The sequence below is a fragment of the Vibrio sp. 2-2(8) genome, from assembly GCF_963888495.1.
Lineage (GTDB): Bacteria > Pseudomonadota > Gammaproteobacteria > Enterobacterales > Vibrionaceae > Vibrio > Vibrio anguillarum.
Genome location: NZ_CAWPJM010000053.1, coordinates 130910 through 146612 on the forward strand (window position 1 = coordinate 130910; position 15703 = coordinate 146612).

At 43.0% G+C, this 15703-nt stretch carries 13 protein-coding genes and 1 pseudogene; 8 read left to right on the forward strand and 6 right to left on the reverse strand.

From position 1 onward, the window contains the following. Positions 1–276 precede the first annotated feature (276 nt). Positions 277–958, reverse strand: a pseudogene (locus tag AACV12_RS16065) (potassium channel family protein). A gap of 146 nt (positions 959–1104) precedes the next feature. Between AACV12_RS16065 and AACV12_RS16070 the strand changes: the two are divergent. The 5 genes from AACV12_RS16070 (at position 1105) to AACV12_RS16090 (ending at position 5949) form a co-directional block, all read left to right on the forward strand. Then, on the forward strand, positions 1105–1599 hold the full coding sequence (locus AACV12_RS16070; RefSeq protein ID WP_017041459.1) for a hypothetical protein: 495 nt from the start codon (positions 1105–1107) through the stop codon (positions 1597–1599). A 19-nt stretch (positions 1600–1618) separates the two neighbouring features. After that, positions 1619–2725: an HlyD family secretion protein gene (locus AACV12_RS16075; RefSeq protein ID WP_170900876.1), complete on the forward strand. Its 1107-nt coding sequence runs from the start codon at positions 1619–1621 to the stop codon at positions 2723–2725. Further along, positions 2715–3707, forward strand: coding sequence for a DUF2955 domain-containing protein (locus AACV12_RS16080; RefSeq protein ID WP_170900879.1), 993 nt, complete (start codon positions 2715–2717; stop codon positions 3705–3707). The genes AACV12_RS16075 and AACV12_RS16080 overlap by 11 nt, the downstream gene beginning before the upstream one ends. A gap of 422 nt (positions 3708–4129) precedes the next feature. Continuing rightward, positions 4130–4852, forward strand: a complete 723-nt coding sequence (locus AACV12_RS16085; RefSeq protein WP_170900881.1) for a ParB-like protein — start codon at positions 4130–4132, stop codon at positions 4850–4852. 266 nt (positions 4853–5118) lie between these two features. Further along, positions 5119–5949, forward strand: coding sequence for a TerC family protein (locus AACV12_RS16090; RefSeq protein ID WP_170900883.1), 831 nt, complete (start codon positions 5119–5121; stop codon positions 5947–5949). A 67-nt stretch (positions 5950–6016) separates the two neighbouring features. Here AACV12_RS16090 and AACV12_RS16095 read toward each other — a convergent pair whose 3' ends face one another. Beyond that, complete coding sequence (locus AACV12_RS16095) at positions 6017–7717, reverse strand: methyl-accepting chemotaxis protein (protein ID WP_170900885.1); 1701 nt, start codon at positions 7715–7717, stop codon at positions 6017–6019. Between the two features lie 549 nt (positions 7718–8266). On the opposite strand from AACV12_RS16095, the gene AACV12_RS16100 reads away from it, so the two are divergent. Genes AACV12_RS16100 through rsgA form a run of 3 tightly spaced genes read left to right on the forward strand, consistent with a single transcriptional unit; the run spans position 8267 to position 10754 of the window. Next, positions 8267–9445: a MerR family transcriptional regulator gene (locus tag AACV12_RS16100; protein ID WP_170900887.1), complete on the forward strand. Its 1179-nt coding sequence runs from the start codon at positions 8267–8269 to the stop codon at positions 9443–9445. Between the two features lie 10 nt (positions 9446–9455). Further along, entirely contained in the window at positions 9456–9707 is a 252-nt protein-coding gene (locus AACV12_RS16105; RefSeq protein WP_170900888.1) for an acetyltransferase, read from the forward strand. Between the two features lie 9 nt (positions 9708–9716). Continuing rightward, positions 9717–10754: a ribosome small subunit-dependent GTPase A gene (rsgA, locus tag AACV12_RS16110; protein WP_170900890.1), complete on the forward strand. Its 1038-nt coding sequence runs from the start codon at positions 9717–9719 to the stop codon at positions 10752–10754. A 498-nt stretch (positions 10755–11252) separates the two neighbouring features. Here the strand turns inward: rsgA and AACV12_RS16115 are convergent, their stop codons facing one another. The 4 genes from AACV12_RS16115 to vctC all read right to left on the reverse strand — a co-directional run bounded on the left by AACV12_RS16115 (position 11253) and on the right by vctC (position 15701). After that, the gene (locus AACV12_RS16115; RefSeq protein ID WP_170900892.1) at positions 11253–12104 is read right to left on the reverse strand and encodes a helix-turn-helix domain-containing protein; all 852 of its coding nucleotides are present in this window, start codon (positions 12102–12104) and stop codon (positions 11253–11255) included. 92 nt (positions 12105–12196) lie between these two features. Next, entirely contained in the window at positions 12197–13018 is an 822-nt protein-coding gene (locus AACV12_RS16120; RefSeq protein WP_017047841.1) for a GNAT family N-acetyltransferase, read from the reverse strand. Positions 13019–13416: 398 nt separating this feature from the next. Further along, positions 13417–14610: an acetate/propionate family kinase gene (locus AACV12_RS16125; RefSeq protein WP_029388316.1), complete on the reverse strand. Its 1194-nt coding sequence runs from the start codon at positions 14608–14610 to the stop codon at positions 13417–13419. Positions 14611–14939: 329 nt separating this feature from the next. Further along, a complete protein-coding gene (gene vctC, locus AACV12_RS16130) occupies positions 14940–15701 on the reverse strand; it encodes an iron chelate ABC transporter ATP-binding protein VctC (RefSeq protein ID WP_013868453.1) in 762 nt (253 codons plus the stop codon). Positions 15702–15703: the final 2 nt, after the last annotated feature.

The following is a 15703-nucleotide window of genomic DNA, read 5'->3' on the forward strand; positions in this document are numbered from 1 at the left end:
CAATAATAAAGGCGAACTGAGAAGTTCGCCTTTTTGTTAGGCTGTAAAACGATTTTGGACAAAACTGTGCCAGAGCCGCAGTCAGCAGTTTTCTGGACAGAAGTCATTTAGAGCTAAAAAACCCTATTTCTTTTTGACATAACGTTTACTAATCCAAAACTCAAACGGCAATACTGATTAGAAAGTAAGGTTCGGAACAGTCCCTTATCATATTATGAAGCAATACGAATATAGCAATTGTCATTAGCGATAACTTGACCACTTAAGGGATATCTTTTATCTAGCCGTGTTTCTACCTAAATTCGAACTGACTAAACTAGACACCACTACTGCCATATAAAAAACACCAACAACCGACTCTAAATAGACTAACGTTTTCGCAATTGGAGTCACTGGACTGATATCTCCATAACCGAGAGTGGTTAAGGTCACGAAGCTAAAATAAGCGCTATTAGAAAAATTATCTTCCCAAGGAATTGCTTCTAACCCGCGAAATGCGAAAGGGTCTAGCTCAAGTAACAAAAGGTAAGCCACCGCCCACATTAAACCAAGCAATAAGAATAGGGCTACAGAACCAATAAGTTTGTTGGTGTCTATTTGGCCTGAAAACAAGATTTTTCTTACTAAAGATTTGGAAAGTGCCATAGAAAAAGACAAAAGTCAGAGAAAGCATCAATATGCTCATCTCTTTGATATGAAAGAGGTGTTTCGCGGCAATAGCAGCTATCCAAACCACGGCTAAACCTCTTAAAAAATGCGTCCACTTTCGATCAAAGCGCAAACTTACAAAGCAAACAATAAAAATCACTACCATAATCCCCTGTATGACGTATTCGATCACATTGTCTTGTAGTAGTTGAACGAGGGCGGCGGCAATTAACAGCATGATTAAAGCTAACGTTAAGTAGATGAAGTTATTCTTCTCGCTAATATTTGACAACGCTTTATCGAGATTCATGATTGACTCCTTTCCACAGTTATCATGGCGCACAAGTATGCTCTAGCCACAACAGTATCAAAAATGGTCATGTTTGATATGCATTTATTCGAACATTCTCGTTATAATCAGTAAGAGTTTATTGTACAACAGTGAAGGTGCTAGACGTGGATATCAAAGTGAAAGATTCATTGATTGGTGGCGTGATTAACGGCGTTATCAATGGTTATATTGCGAGCCACCATTTCAAAGGAATGGATAGCGTACCGATGTCGCTTAACGTGATCACGAATTCTGAAGTGACTGTGTGGGGACAAGCGGTATCTCTAACTTTTGGTTTAGGGATCATTTTGTCGTTGATCACATCCAAGCTATTTATTCATCAGCTCAACAAATCCCACCCACAACACATTAGTCAACTTCAGAGTGGTTTTTGGTCTCACCTTGTTCCTATTGCAGTCACCCATGCAGCAGCGTTATTTGGCTGGTTTGTGGCTATAGCTGTGATCTGGACAAAATACGCTGGCGAAGTGATGGTCTCTTCTTCAAGCGCTGTTGCACTGGTTGGCCTATTTGCATTCATCATTACCATTGCCGTCGAAGTACGAACTAAGAAAAGTATCATTTATAAAAAGATAAATTTACTGGAACAACCTCAGTAAACGACAGTAGGAATAGAAAATGTCAGATAACAATGTCCAAACCAGTGCTGAACAAAGCGATAAAAAAATTAGCCAAGCTCGCTCTTTCACTTACTACATTTTTGCCTTAGTTGCTGCTCTTTGGCTTTATACCTTATGGGCGGACAGAATGACGCCAATGACAGATCAAGCTAGAGTAAATGGCCAATTGATCCGCATTAGCCCAGAAGTCTCTGGCCCTATTTCACAAGTACTTATCACTAACAATAGTATTGTCAATGCAGGAGATGAACTCGTCACGATCGATCCGCGTCCTTTTGAATTAGCCGTTAAGGCCGCCAAATTTGATTTGCAACAAGCAGCTCAGTCTTATGAAGCGGATTCAGCAGCAATCAGTGTCGCTCAAGCAAATGAAGTCGCAGCTCGTGTTAAGGTCAATAATGCTAAGAAGAATGTGGAGCGTAATCGCGTACTCGCCAATAAAGGAACGATAAGTCAAGCGGTAATGGATAACATAATCGCCGAACTAGAGACGGCACAAGCGGGGTTGGCTCAAGCGTCATCAGCACTAGAAAAAGCGAAACAAGAGTTTGGCCCGAGAGGAATTGATAACCCTGAAATCCAATCGGTATTAAACCGACAAGAGCAGGCTCTACTAAACCTCAATCACACCAAACTGACGGCACCTGCTAATGGTGTGATCACTAATATGGATGTTGCTGTTGGCGATTATGCTGCTGCTGGGCAGCCACTTCTTACCTTTATCAATAACAACAACTTATGGCTGACGGCCATGGTGAGAGAGAATTCACTGGCTCATCTAAAGCCTGGCGATAAAGTCAAAATTGTTTTTGATGCAAACCCTGGAGAGGTCTATGAAGGAAAAATTTCTTCAATCGGTTGGGGAAGTAGCGGTAATGGTAGCCTTGCCCAAGATGCCAGTAATGGCCTTGTGACCTCACCAACAAGCAGTTCAAAAGCACAGCGTTTCCCCGTCAATATCGAGTTCACAGCGTTGCCTGCCGATCTAAATCTGAGATACGGTGGTCGAGCTGTGGTGGGTTTCTACCCTGATGAAAGCTACCTAGGTGAGAGACTACAAGATTTGTGGATCTGGGCATGGAGTTATATCAGTTATGTATCATAGTGCCGCTAACCCAATTATAAGAGTTGCGGTATTCCCTGTCCTTTTGCTGTTTTGGCAATATGTATATGGGACGGATTTGCCTTTACTCGCTCCAGCGATGTGTGCGGTTTTTCTCACTACAACTCATGAACCACCGCCTGTAATTATGGTGTTTGTTATGGGGGGCATTTTATTCATTACTGCTTGGTTTCAGGCACTAATGAGTGAACTATTGATTGATTACGTACATGTTTACTATCTGTTCTTGTTTGGAATTTTTTACTGGTGCATGGAGCGTACCAAGAAAAATTCGCAAGATGTATTTGCTATATTGCTGATTGTCTCAACCGCAATGATTGCTGTTTTTACGCAGCAAAAAGGGATTAGCGTTGAGCAAATCCCCATGGCTCTGCTAAAAAATATTTTTATCGCTGGCTTCACCGCCTATTTGGCCTACCTACTATTTCCACGAGGTGAGCCACTCGCGATAAGCATGCCACCTGCCAATTCGACAACGAAATATTTGCTTGATTGGCAAACCTTGCTCAAAGCGATCATTGTCATGACCATGATGGTGTGTACGATACAATTGGACTTAGAGCAAAGTACGATTATTACCATCATCGTCGCGTTAATGATTAAAGATCCTGATCCTAGTATTGGTAAAGATTATGGTTTAAGAAGGCTGCTTACAACATACGCGAGCGTGCTGTATGCCATTCCTCCCCTAATCATGAGTTTGCTGCAAGTCAATTTGGTAGGAACTGTGGGTGTTGCTGTAGTCAGTGCTTTATTTATGGGGATTCATGCCGTTACAAAGAAAGCTAGCTATAACTCAATTCAACTGATGTATTCCAGTTATGTGGTTTTAGTATTCTATGGGATTACTTCAACAAGTATCAGTGCGATTTCAGATGACCTCGTGCGTTTTACTTCGGTTTTTGCCGCGGTATTAATCGGTATCATGAGTTTGATTATCTTATACCCTAGAACTAGAACTTAATGTCACAACAACCAAGCCTACGTTTAACTCGGCTTGGTTGTCTTATTTTGGGATAAGTTGTACTGCGTGCAAGTAGCATCAATATGATGTAAATGAGTGAGCGTACTAACAAGGAATGGGGCAAAACTGTGTTGACGGCTCGCTAATCACTCTACTCTGAAACACACTCCAAATGGTAAACGTTAATGCATTCATTCAAAGTTATAACTTCACACCATTACCGTAACACTATGATTTTTATCAAATTATATACCGACAGATAAATTCTCCAACACCTTATCGATGTTTTCTGTACCGTTAGGCTTCAAACTCCTACAATGCAAGGCAGAGGGTCGGTGAAGGCTAAACTTTCACTTTTACATATTGAATACTCAACAATGCATTTGATTGCATTGGTACCGTCATCATTCAAAAGGAATAGTATGTTGAGCAAAGGATGGATATTGCTTGCCGCCGCAATCATCAGTCAGGGAGCATGGGCACTCGCTCCTTGCGGGACAGACAGTGGCATCGGGGACTGGTGCAGCCTGGATATTAATCAGCTACACCCCACTCAGGCCGGGGTTGGCCAACAACAAGTTGATAAAACACAAGCCAAACTGGCGACAAAAAGCCCTGCACAACTTAAGAAGTACATGAAAAAGAAAAAGATCCCGGTAATCGTAGATGCTGATGGCCAATATTGGTTGGTTGACCGACATCATCTAACCAAGGCGCTTTGGCAGCAAGGTGTGAAAGAGGTGACCGTCCACATCCTTGCTCACCTCGACAACAAGGAGAGCTTTTGGCAAGACATGCAAGGCAACCACTGGACATGGCTGCGCGATGAAAAAGGAGCCCCGCTAACTCCCGATCAATTACCTGCACACATAAGTAAGCTACCCGACTACCCCTACCGCTCTTTGGCTGGTGAACTACAAGATGCCGGTTATTACAGCAAGCATGAACAGGTTTATTTTGTTGAGTTTGCTTGGGCTAGCTGGCTTGGGGAGCAAATGAATTGGGTGCCAGTCAATGCGAGTACGCTCCCAGAACGACTCGAACAAGCGGCACAACTGGCATGTAGCTCAGCCGCTAAGGCTCTGCCTGGTTACCCCGGAGAGCAGTGTTCAACTATGCACCACCTCATCAACACGACAAACTAAGGTTCTATCGCAAAGCGTGATTTAAATAAGACTCATCATTTTGAAGATACAATTAGCCTGCGAGCGAACAAATAGCTCGCAGGACGCTGTTCGATAAGATGAATATGTATTTTGTTACAAATCGCCCTCTTGTCTTGTGGTTCAGTCAATGATTTACTATCGCTTCCTTAGCAACAGAGGCTTTTATTGACAATGGACGACCCCTTCAGGCGACCAATATTTACTGATCCCCCCCTTCACCGTGCCCCCTTATTTAAGGAGGCCACATGTTAGAACTCTTCCTACTACCCGAAACTTGGGCGATATTTGCCACACTGCTTGCTTTAGAAGTGGTTCTTGGCGTTGATAATGTAGTGTTCATTTCCGTCTTATGTGAACGGCTCCCCGTTCAGCAGCGGCCGCTTGCGCGTAACTTAGGCATTTGGTTAGCAGTTACCGCTCGGATTGGTTTGGTTTTTTCTATCAGTTGGCTGATGTCGTTAACTGCACCGATAGTCGTTTGGTTTAGCAACGAATTATCTGGACGAGATTTTATCCTCATCTTCGGCGGTGCTTTTCTGTTATTCAAAGCAGCAAAAGAGTTGTGGAACTGGCTAATGCCTGATGAGCATTCACATACGACGACAGTAAGTGCTGGCCTTGCGGTCGTATTACTGCAAATTGTCGCGGTTGACGCGGTATTTTCCATGGATTCGGTAATCACTGCGGTGGGTCTAACTAACGACATTCCTATCATGGTCGCGGCCATTTTAGCGTCTGCGGTGATCATGATATTAACCGCAGCGCGCATTAACGCCTTAGTCACCCGTTATCCGGGTTTTAAAACGCTGGCATTACTGTTTTTAATGATGCTGGGCGGTTTGTTAATCGCGGAAGGTGTTGAGCTGCACATCAATAAAGGCTACGTCTATTTTGCGATGGCGTTTGGTTTGGCAATGGAGATTTGTCATATTCAATGGGCGAAGAAACAAGCAATCCAGATTAAGCAGCTACGTCCGTTAAAGCTATATACGTCTACATCAAAGCTACATACGTCAAAACCATATTCGTTAAAAAGGCCCATGCCTTTGCTAAGGTCAAAGTCCTCAGCACATTGAAGAGATAATTGATATCAGGAGGGCGAACAGCAACGTCGCCCTTTCTTCTATCCGAATACTATTGACGTTAAGCTAATTTACGCACACTAAATTGGCTCATTAACGCTTTTAAATCATTGGCTTGCTGTGATAAATCATTACTAGCGTTAGCAGTTTCTTCCGTGCTCACTAATACTTTGTCGCCTGAATCACGAATACCCAACAAATTTTGGCTGACTTCTTCAGCACTCACGGCTTGTTGCTCGCTGGCGGAGGCGACTTGCAAGTTAGATTGCATCAGTTCGTCTAACGCTCCCGCTATCGAATAGAGCTGAGCTTTTGCACTATCGACGAGTGTTGATGATTCGCTGATCTGCTGGTCATTATCTTCTATCAATTTTGCAGCAATTTGAGCTTTATTCACCAACACTTGGATCAAACTGCTGATTTCATGAGTCGCTTCTTGGCTGCGAGAAGCCAAAGCGCGCACTTCATCAGCCACAACCGCAAATCCTCTTCCTTGTTCACCCGCCCTTGCCGCTTCAATTGCAGCGTTGAGTGCCAACAAATTGGTTTGCTCTGAAATCGAATCAACCACTGAAACGAAATTCTGAATTTTATGTGTGCTGTCTTGTAACTCTAAGATCATTTTCTGTGAGTTAGCCGCGTTAATCACCAATTGATGGGAGATTTTTTGTGTCACATCTGTCGTTTCACAAGCCGCTTTAACGCTGTTATCTGCACGAGTAGTCGACTCCGCTGCACCTTCAGCATTACTCGCCACTTCTGTAATCGTTGATGCCATTTGCTCCATTGCAGCCGCAACTTGCTGAGTGCTCTCTTGCTGTACAAGCATCGCTTTACGGTTATTCTCTGCCAACACATTTAATTCCGTCACCAGCCCTGCAATGCTGTTTGCTCTTTGAATCACCTCACCAACGGTTTTACTCAACGAGTCCGCCATGGTGTTCATACTTTGCGTCAACTGGCCGATCTCATCTTTTGACTCTGGCACAATGTGCTGATCAAAATGACCATTTGCCATTTTAGCCGCTATATTTCTCACTTTTAGCACAGAGCGAACAATTTGACGGCTGAGTAACGTCCCCATCACAAGGCCAAGAATTATCGAAACGACAGCTAATGTTATTGTGCCCTGCAATGCTCTGTGTTCTTCATCCTCAGTAATGAGAATAGAGGTTGCTGTTTTTTGCTCTAAATCGCGTAGAAAATGTTCAATTTCGGTATTAAATGACTTTTGCATATTTTCTAGTGCGAGTGCTTGCGGCGCAAGTTGTTCTACTGGCTCATTACTATTTAAGCGCTTGAGTAATTGAAATAAAGCCACCTCATACTGGTGATAAGAACGTTCTAACGCTTCAAATGTTTGGTATCGGTTTTGGCTCTCTTGATCAACACCCTTCGCTTGACGATGCTTCTTTGCATCACTAAGTATTTGCTTCGCTTGTGTCAATTCAGACTCCAACACTTTTGCGATGTTTTCTGTCTTTTGAGTAAGGTCTTTCAGCGCTTGTGAGTTGCCTTCGACAGGGATTTTAGCCAGTCGAAAAGCCTTTTCTAACACGATCGAGCTTTCCAACTGTTTGATGGTGATATCCGACGTCAACCGGATTAAAGGAATACTTTCATCCGCGATTTCTTCAATTTCGAGCGCAATACGATTCATTTTTACAGCGCTAAAGCTTGCAACACCAACAATTAGGCACAGCATTAGCGTAATTAGCGAAATCATTTTTTGGGTAATCGATAAGTCTTTAATCCACTGCATAAATGCACTCTCCAAACACAATCATTAAAGCCATTCGTTTATATGAATATTGTTATGCTGTTAAAGATAGTTTAGTAAAACCTAAAACACACTATTCCTAATACTAAGTAACTAGAGGTCATATCTGTTCAAGCGAGTAGAAAACTCTGCTTTTACTTATCAGTCAGTGTGTTAAAGACAAAAGCCCGAACGCTTGGGTTCAGGCTTTAAGATAGGGAACAAGGTCTACGGCGTTAGATGCGCTCTACACATTCACGAGCAATTACCAGCTCTTCATTGGTTAGGTTTATATTCGTATCGCATCTGCTAACAGGAATTTGGACAATAGGTTGCCAGTGATTTTGCTAATTTATCTATTCATAAATAAGCTCTGGTATTGAAAACTGGCTACTAGCTACCGACTAATATCTCAAAATCATCCGCAGTCCTCACCACCATCCCCTCACTTCTGCCACTGTTAGCGAAAAATTCGAACACGGCCACTTGACCTGTCTACTACTCCATAGTTCATACTCTCGACATACAAACAACATCTAGGTCAAATCTCACATGTATTTGATTTCGGAACTGGCAGCAAAGGCGGGGATCTCTCGCACCACCTTACTCTATTACGAGAAGTTAGGGCTGATTAACGGCCAGCGCCTTGACAATGGATATCGCTATTACAGCGAAAACGATTTGCAGCGACTGTTTTTAATTCTACAACTTCAAAGCGCAGGACTCTCATTGAAAGAGTGCGAACAATGCTTGGACGCCAAATTAAGCCGAAGCTTATTGGAAAATCGGCTGACGCAACTCAACCATGAAATTGATAAAAAAATCCACGCTCGTGAGTTGCTACTGGCATTACTTGGGGAACGCCCTCAAAGAGAGTTACACCATTCCCTGAGTCAAAGTGCGCCTAGCGCTTACTTAAACTGGTTAAGTACGCAGGGTTACAGTGAAAAAGAAGCGCTCAGATTAAAGTGGTTATCAAAAGATATGAACGAACACGAGAGTTACATGAAAGACTTTATGACAGTCTTTGCAACATTAGAAAGATGGGGGCCAGGAAGTCACAAGGACTCTTTAAAAGCGATTTCATTAATGTCACCTCAGACAATGACCGATATTTTAGACATTGGTTGTGGCACTGGCATCTCAACGTTACTACTAGCTGACAACAGTACCGCGCACATTACCTCCGTGGATAATGAGCCTATTGCCATCGAACAACTCGATAAAAAAATCCAAAACGCACAGTTGCATGAGCGCATTTCTCCTGTTTGTGCCTCCATGACGGAACTGCCATTTCTAGCAAAATGTTTTGATGCCATTTGGGCGGAAGGCTGCGTCTACATTATGGGAATGGAGAACGCACTAAAACAATGGAAGCCTCTGTTGAAAGACAATGGCGTATTGATGGTGAGTGATTTGGTTTGGCTCACTGACTCTCCTGACGAAGAGACAAAACAGTTTTGGCTGGCAGACTACCCAGACATTCAATCGATACCTAAACGGCTCGCTCTGTTCAAAAAGCATGGCTACGACGTGATCGGACACTTCTCATTAGGCGTCGATGCATGGCAAAACTACTGGCAACCGCTGCAAAGCCGAGTTGAGGAATTACAAGCTGTTATGCCTGCGTCCCAAGCGTTACTGGACATTAAGAAAGAGATTTCAGTTTACGAGCACAGTGCTGCAAAAGACTTTACCTATCAGTACTTTATTTTAAAACTTGCAAACTAGAGATAGATATATGAAATACGCTTTGTACAAACAAGAACAAGCTCAAGAAATCATTACACTGTTCAATGACACATTTTCGGATTCAGAAGGTAAAGAAGAAGGTGCATTAATTGCGAAACTCGTGGAAGACTTTCTCACGCTACCAACCAAAGATGAGGATCTTTATGTGTTTATTGCACAATCTTTAGTCGGTGAAGTGATCCCTCACGTTGCGGGTAAGCCAACATGTTTACCCGCCCTCGACAATCCCTATTATTGGTAGGTGGTGAACATGAACGCTCCTTCATTACTAGAGTTAGGTATGCGACCTTTTTTCCAGCAGCAACTGTCTTTAGAAGAGTTAGAGAACGGCTCGCTCGGTCGAATCATCGAACATCATAAATCTGAGGTTGTTTTGATGAGTGACAACGGGACGTTACGATTGAATCTGCCGCCGAAACTCGAAGCGGTATGCGTGGGCGATTGGGTTGTTTTCGATCACGAACGAATACTTCGTGTGCTCGAAAGACAATCCTTGTTCCAGCGCAAAGCGGCTGGCAGCACTCTCAAGCGACAGCTAATCGCAGCCAACATTGATTGTGTATTTATCGTCAGTTCATTCAATGAAGATTTCAGCTTAAATCGCATTGAGCGTTATTTGGCTTTGGCCAATGAAGCAGGTGCTCAAGCGGTGATTGTGCTGACAAAAGCCGATTTATACCCTGATCCTGATGATATTCGTGAGCAAGTACAAAAGCTTGATCCGCTATTGAGCGTTCACTATGTTAACGCACTGGATAGCCGGGGTGTTTCTGTATTGGAAAATTACTGTCAGAAAGGCAAGACAATTGCGTTTCTCGGCTCCTCAGGTGTAGGGAAATCAACACTGGTCAATAGCTTACTTGGCCGCCATGAAATGGAAACTGGGCATATTCGCGAACAAGACAGCAAAGGTCGCCATACCACTACCCATCGTGCGATTAAATGGTTACCCAGAGGTGGTCTGTTGATGGACACGCCAGGAATGCGAGAGTTACAACTGAGCGATGTCAAAGAAGGGATTCAACTCACCTTTGCCGATATTGAATCCCTCGCATCGCAATGTCGTTTTAGTGACTGCCTGCATGAGAATGAACCAAGTTGTGCGGTTAGAGAGGCAGTAGAAAGCGGAGAGCTATCCTCTAGGCGCTTAGACAACTACAAAAAACTACTGCACGAAGAAGCCCACAACAGTGCGACATTGGCGGAGAGAAGAGCGAAAGATCGCGCGTTTACCAAGATGGTTAACTCCGTTCAGGAGAAAGCGCGCTCGGCTAAAAAGTTTCGATAACCATTTAAAAAATCATCATTAATCACAAACCATTGGCTCTGTTGATCATCTAATCAAAGTACTTCTCTATACAGAAAAATATTACTTTTAGTCAGGCAAAATCGTATTAACAAAGTGTGAATGAGTATTTACCCTAACCAGTAACGGGACAAAAACAAGCCAACACTAACCTCACTAACTGAGGAGCAGCAAAAAATGTATTGCAGAAGTCCATGTAGTGAGTAATGGTTGTGTCGCCATTCGCGTGCTTTGCGATGGTCTATCCAACATATGATCACAAAAAAGCGAGCACAAAGCTCGCTTTTATCTTTTTGATTTTAAATGCAATTACAGCAATTCAACCGACTGCTTGGCAATCACAAATTCTTCGTTCGTTGGGTTTCCATTAGTATCGTATCCGCTAACAGGGATTTGGACAGAGCGAGCTAGAATAATTACGTCAATACTTTCACTTTAAATTAGGTTCTGTAATGCGTTAGTGCCCATTGAATAGTTCCATCAGCCTAACTTTGATTTTGAACTAACACCACCATAGACATCAATCGTCAACCCTCGCTCTTTCTCATAAGTTTTAGGTGTAAAGCCAAGCTGTTTTTTAAGGTGGCGGATCAAGTGAGGTTGATCACTAAAACCAAATTTGAAGACAACTTCAACCCAATCTAGTTCAGTTGATTCACGTTGATAGAGATACTCTAGCATTGCTTCTAATCTATTCATCGACTGGCACTGTTTAAGGGTAAACCCTGTGGTGCGTTGAAAGCTTCTTTCCAGGGTTCTTTGTGAACAATACAGTTTTTCACCCAGCTCAGATATCGTACTCTGGTCTAGATGTTTAAGTACATTGCGAGTGATTTTACTGTGCTGATCTTCGGTGCACTGTTCTAACCAAGGTGACAGCATCGTATCTAACTGCTCTACACACTGCTGTGGATTAGTTCGAGCCAGTTCAATCAGTCTGCTTTCATCCATACCTAATTGCTTGAACAATATTGAGTCTTCCACTGACTCCACTTCATCTAGTGCCAAAGGATTGGCAGAAAAATCGGGTAAACAGTAAAGAGCGCCGACACGAAACTTGATACCAAGATGAACAAATGGCTTAGAGTGATCTAATTCAAAGGTTTGCCGATGTGGATAAAGCCAATGGCTGCCTTCTCCCTTCGCTATGCTCGGGTTCAGGTCATAAGAGTAGACTTGATTGTGAGGTGAAAGAATCAAATGTGCCGATGGGTCAGGGTTGAGCTTTGGGAATTGATAAGCCTCTGAATCAGGGCGCTTATCAATCAACCAATAGCATTCTACATATTGGGAAACACATGATGAGTTTGGCAACTTTAGCCAATGGATCATAACCAGTTCCGTTAGGTTTATTGTTTAAGGGTACCATAAGTCAGATCGTCGTAAACAAAAATCCCCCTTACCACAGCAAGAGGGATAACAAGTTATTTGTTGTTAAATTCAACCTGAACAATGCGGTTTGAAGATGATAAACCCGCACGTTTAATGGCTTTTTGTGCACCTACATTAATGCTCTCAGTAGAACAGATAGGCGTTAAACCACGCTGATTAGCTGAGTTGACTAACCATTTAAGCAGTTGAGTAGCAATGCCTTTTCCACGTTGTGATTGAGCGACAATCATGCCAAGGTCTGCATATTCCGTTTGGTACTCATCAGACAGACGGCACTCGCCCGTTGCAATAAGTTCATTCTCGCTCCAGTAACCGAATAACTCTTTACGATCAATCAGGTTACCAAAGTAGCCTGTAAGCCACTGCTCTGGTGCGCCAATAGTAGTGGCTGCAAACTCAACAAACTGCTCCAGTTGCTCTGACTCTGCTAGCTTTAGTTCAAACTCTGGGATAATGCTTTGCTTACTCGCCTCTTTTTGCTTGTACATCAGAGAATTAACCTTCACTGCTGATGCGTTATCAAGGCTAAGTGACAGATATTGCGGCTCTGCTGTACTGACAAATGCACCATTTACAGCCCCAATGATTGAGCTATTTTGTTCTGCGATAAGCGTGAAAAGTTCTTTTGCATCCATTTTAGCATCATTACTCAAGTAGAACTGCAACATATAACCTTCGCCATTGATGCAGCAGTATCCAACTAGGATTTCTTGCTCATAAAACCCAAAGTGTGTAGACATGGGTACAAATCCAAAGTGCCACATACCATCAAGCGGTGCTGTTGATTGTGCAAAATATGCTTGCTTTAGTGTGCTGATTTCTTCTAGATTTTCTATTGGTTTAATTTCTAACATCGTTTTTTACCTAATTTTTTTGATTTACTGGAAAGCTTTACACCTTTATCTAAGAAGTGCCTCGCTTTCGGATGTCACACATAATAAGCAATGTCCGCTCGCTAAGATTGAACAAAAACGACAATGTTTAAATCGGTTTTTTAGATGTTGGGCTAAGTTCGAACTAAGTGATCCTCATAAGCAATTAGCATCTTATTGAAGGTGTTTTCAAATAAGGATTAGTAATCGATTACTGCTGCTAATGAAACACGCTGTAGGGCACAAAATGAATTGTAGAAGGCAATTTAGTAAGCCATGGGAGTGCCGCCATGCACATCCTTAGCGATGGTCTATCCAACATATGAGTACAAAAAAAGCGAGCACTAAGCTCGCTTTTATCTATTTGATTTTAAATGTAATTATAGCAACTCAACCGACTGTTGAGCGATCACGAATTCTTCGTTAGTTGGTACCACAAGCGCTACTGCATTTAGCATGTCTGATTTTGCGATAATGCCAGCATTACCGAATCGAGCTTGCTCGTTACCTTGCTCATCTTCCACAAAACCAAGAATTTTCAGGTTGCGTAGAATTTCACGACGAATAGGCAATGCGTTTTCGCCAATACCACCGGTAAAAATAATACCGTCGAGCGAATCAAGCGCTGCAAGGTATGACGCGATGTATTTCGCCACACGGTAGGTGAAGACTTGGAAGGCCAATGTAGCGCCTTCATGACCTTGCTCCATGGCTTCTAGAATGCCACGTGCATCGCTGGTTAAACCAGAAACACCCAAGAAACCAGAGGCTTTGTTCAATGAATTAAACACTTGTTCTTGTGTCCAGCCCTTCTTCAATAGAAATTCAATGATGCCGGGGTCAAGGTCACCACAGCGAGTGCCCATCATCAAACCAGAAAGCGGTGTAAAACCCATACTGGTATCGACACTCTGGCCATCTTTAATTGCGCACACTGACGCACCATTACCAAGGTGAACAGAAATAAAGCTGCTTTCTTCAACTGGCTTGTTGATCATTTTTGCCGCTTCACGGCTCACAAAATAATGGCTGGTTCCGTGGAAACCATAGCGGCGAATACCAAACTCAGTGTATAGCTCTTTTGCAATCGCACCTGTGTAAGCTTTTGCTGGCATGGTTTGGTGGAAAGCGGTATCAAAAACAGCAAACTGCGGTAACTCAGGAAACGCTAGCATTGCCGCGCGCATACCAATCGCGTGTGCTTTATTATGTAACGGTGCTAAATCACTAAGCGCTTCAACTTCGTTGACGATTTTTTCGTCTAACTTAACGGTCTTAGTAAACTTCTCGCCACCATGTACTACGCGGTGCCCAACCGCAACGACGTCATCAATCAAGCCGTAGCTTTTCACAAGCTCAACCAGTTTTGCAACCGCCAACAGGTGGTGATTCGCTTCACCTTGAATCGCACAATTGGCTTTTTCTCCGTTAAACTTCCAGCTCATACGGGCATCATCAAGCCCAAAGCATTCACCTAGACCACTCAGTACGGCATCCCCCGTATTTGAATCAATCACCGCAAACTTCAGTGATGAGCTGCCAGAGTTAATAACCAAAACAAACGAGTTCGACATGGGGTAAGTTTCCTGTTTTAGACTAAGTGTTGAAGTATACAACTTCTTGGTTTACGTGACCCTCATTATTCAATAATTTTTTAATCTTTCAACTTTGTTTTAGTTTCAGCATCATGCCAAACGATTTTTTCTTGATCTGAGGCAAGTTATTATTTCTTTTGAAGTGAGAAATATATCAATATTTAAGTCCATCCTGTAGCGCGCAGTAAACGTCTGTGCTTCCACCATTTTGCGTTGACAACATTAGGCAGTAAAAAGGGGGCTTACGGTGAATCGAAAGCGTTCTGTTCAGTACTCGTAACGTTACGCACACCGGCAGTTAAACCGCATCAATGGGTGTAATACATACAAATACGCTTGCTTTCTATTTCTAATACGTTGAACGGTGTTTCATAGATATCGCTCAAAACCGACGATTGAATCACCTCTTGTACTGTGCCAGTTGCTACTACTTGGCCTCGTTTCAGCGCAATGATGGAATCGGAGTAACAGGATGCAAAATTGATGTCGTGAATCACCACGACCACCGCTTTATTCAACTCATGTGCTAAACGCTGAATAGTGGCCATGATCTGCAATGAGTGTTTGATATCGAGGTTGTTCAATGGCTCATCGAGAAAGATGTAATCGGTATCTTGGGCGATCACCATGGCAATAAAGGCCAGCTGGCGTTGGCCGCCACTCAGTTCGTCTAGGTATTTATCTTCTATCGCTTTAAGATCAAGATATTCGATCGATTGCTCAATCATCGCATGATCATTGGCCGTTAATTTACCTTGCGAATAAGGAAAACGGCCAAAAGCCACCAGCTCTTTCACGGTAAAACGCATGGTCAGAGTATTGGCTTGACGCAGAACCGACAGCTTTTTAGCCAACGCTTTAGTATCCCACTCAACCAGCTCTTTGCTTTCAATCCAAACTTTACCGCTATCACGGCTAACCAAACGGCTAGCCATCGACAATAAGGTACTTTTTCCTGCACCATTAGGGCCAATAATTGAAGTGACCTTGCCTTTTTCAAACTGCGCACAGGCCTTATCCACAACGGCTTGTTGGCCAAACACTTTAGTCAGTTTATCTAGCTGAATCATAT